Below are 1,862 nucleotides of genomic sequence, written 5' to 3'. Positions count from 1 at the left end.
GGATGGGGGCCCGGGCATGATGAGCGAGGCTCGCCGAGCGAACGATGTATGCGGTCAGGGCGGCGCCCCGTCGGGGGCGACCGAGCCTGCGAGGAGCCCCCGAGAGGCGGCGGCATGAGCACCGACCAGCACGCCGTTCCCAGCGACGCCGACCTGGCGAAGATGTCGCGGGAGGAGAAGGCCGCGCTCGGCATGGCCGCGGACCACGTCGAGCTCGAGGAGTACGGCCCCGTCGCCGTCCCCGGCTCGCCGGCCGACAAGCGCAACGAGCGCAGCGTCGCCATGTGGTTCCTGCTGGCCGGGCTGCTCGGCCTGCTCTTCGCGGTGGCGTTCATCTGGTGGCCGCACGAGTACGTGCCGGCCTACCAGGACGGCCAGCTCGCGTACGCGCTGTACACCCCGATCATCGGCCTGACCATGGGCGGGGCCATCCTGTGCTTCGGGATCGGCGTGGTCCAGATGGCGCGCAAGATCTTCGCGCACGAGGTCGCCATCCAGCAGCGGCACGTCGGCATGTCCGCCGAGTTCGACCGGCAGACGCTGTCCGCCCAGATGCTGGACACGGTCGACAAGGCCGGCCTCAAGCGGCGCGGCATGATCAAGGGCTCGCTGGCCCTGGCCGGCGGCGCGCTCGGCCTGGTCGCGGCGATCCCGATCCTGGGTGCGCTGATCAAGAACCCGTGGGCCGAACGGGCCGACTCGCCGCTGTGGGTCACCCCGTGGGCCCCGCTGGCGGACGGCACCAAGATCCGCCTGACCCAGATCGACGGCACCCCGGTCAAGCCCGAGGACCTGGCGGCCGGCTCGATGGCCACCGTCTTCCCCGGCGTTCCCGGCGGCTCCAAGGCCTCCGATGCCGCGGTCATGCTGTTCCGGGTCCGCTCGGATTCGGTCATCCGCATCCGGGACGGGCAGCAGGGCTTCCAGTACGGCGACTACTACGCGTTCTCGAAGATCTGCACGCACGTCGGCTGCCCGGTCTCGCTGTACGAGCAGCAGACCGGCCGCGTGCTGTGCCCCTGCCACCAGTCGCAGTTCAACCTGTATGAGGGCATGTTTCCGGTCTTCGGCCCGGCCACCCGCCCGCTCCCCCAGCTCCCCATCGAGCTGGACGACGAGGGCTACTTCGTCGCGGCGCGGGACTTCATCGAGGCGGTCGGTCCCGGATTCTGGGAGAACGGCAAGTTCCCGGCGTGGTACTCGGAGCCCAAGGAGGCAACGGGATGAGCAGGCTGACCACCCCCCGCAAGGCAGCGGCCGGCGATTCGCACCTGCAGAAGGCGCTGGACAACGCCGACATCCGCTATCACGGTGCGCGGCCGCTGCGCACCCAGCTGAACAAGGTCTTCCCCAGCCACTGGTCGTTCATGCTGGGCGAGGCGGCGATGTACTCGTTCCTCATCCTGCTGCTCTCGGGCGTGTACCTGACGCTGTTCTTCGATCCGTCGATGGCCGAGACGGTGTACCAGGGCGTCTACGAGAAGCTGCGTGGCGTGCCCATGTCGATGGCCTACGCCTCGACCCTGGACATCTCCTTCGAGGTCCGTGGCGGCCTGCTGATCCGGCAAATCCACCACTGGGCCGCGCTGATCTTCCTGTTCTCGATGATGCTGCACATGATGCGCATCTTCTTCACCGGTGCGTTCCGCAAGCCGCGTGAGGTGAACTGGATCATCGGTGCGCTGCTGCTGATCCTGGGCATGGCCGAGGGCTTCCTGGGTTACTCGCTGCCGGACGACCTGCTCTCCGGCACCGGCCTGCGGGCGGTCAGCGCGTTCATCCTGTCGATCCCGGTGATCGGCACCTGGATGCACTGGGCGGTGTTCGGCGGCGACTACCCCGGCGAGATCATCATTCCGCGG

Annotated in this window: 2 protein-coding genes; both read left to right on the top strand. The window is 68.7% G+C overall.

Annotated features, from left to right (window positions below; translation table 11 throughout):
- Nucleotides 1–114: 114 nt before the first annotated feature.
- Nucleotides 115–1,227, top strand: coding sequence for a ubiquinol-cytochrome c reductase iron-sulfur subunit (locus ACOJUF_RS24055; protein ID WP_420124336.1), 1,113 nt, complete (start codon nt 115–117; stop codon nt 1,225–1,227).
- On the top strand, nt 1,224–1,862 hold a 639-nt coding region (locus ACOJUF_RS24050; RefSeq protein ID WP_420124335.1), incomplete at its 3' end, for a cytochrome b. The genes ACOJUF_RS24055 and ACOJUF_RS24050, both read left to right, overlap by 4 nt.

Origin of the sequence: Nakamurella sp., from assembly GCF_048594475.1 — a bacterium.
GTDB lineage: Bacteria > Actinomycetota > Actinomycetes > Mycobacteriales > Nakamurellaceae > Nakamurella.
This window is presented reverse-complemented; position numbering and strand designations above follow the sequence as displayed.

Excerpts from the sequence above, each read along its gene's own strand:
- ACOJUF_RS24055 (WP_420124336.1), top strand. The coding sequence starts at position 115 with ATGAGCACCGACCAGCACGCCGTTCCCAGCGACGCCGACCTGGCGAAG.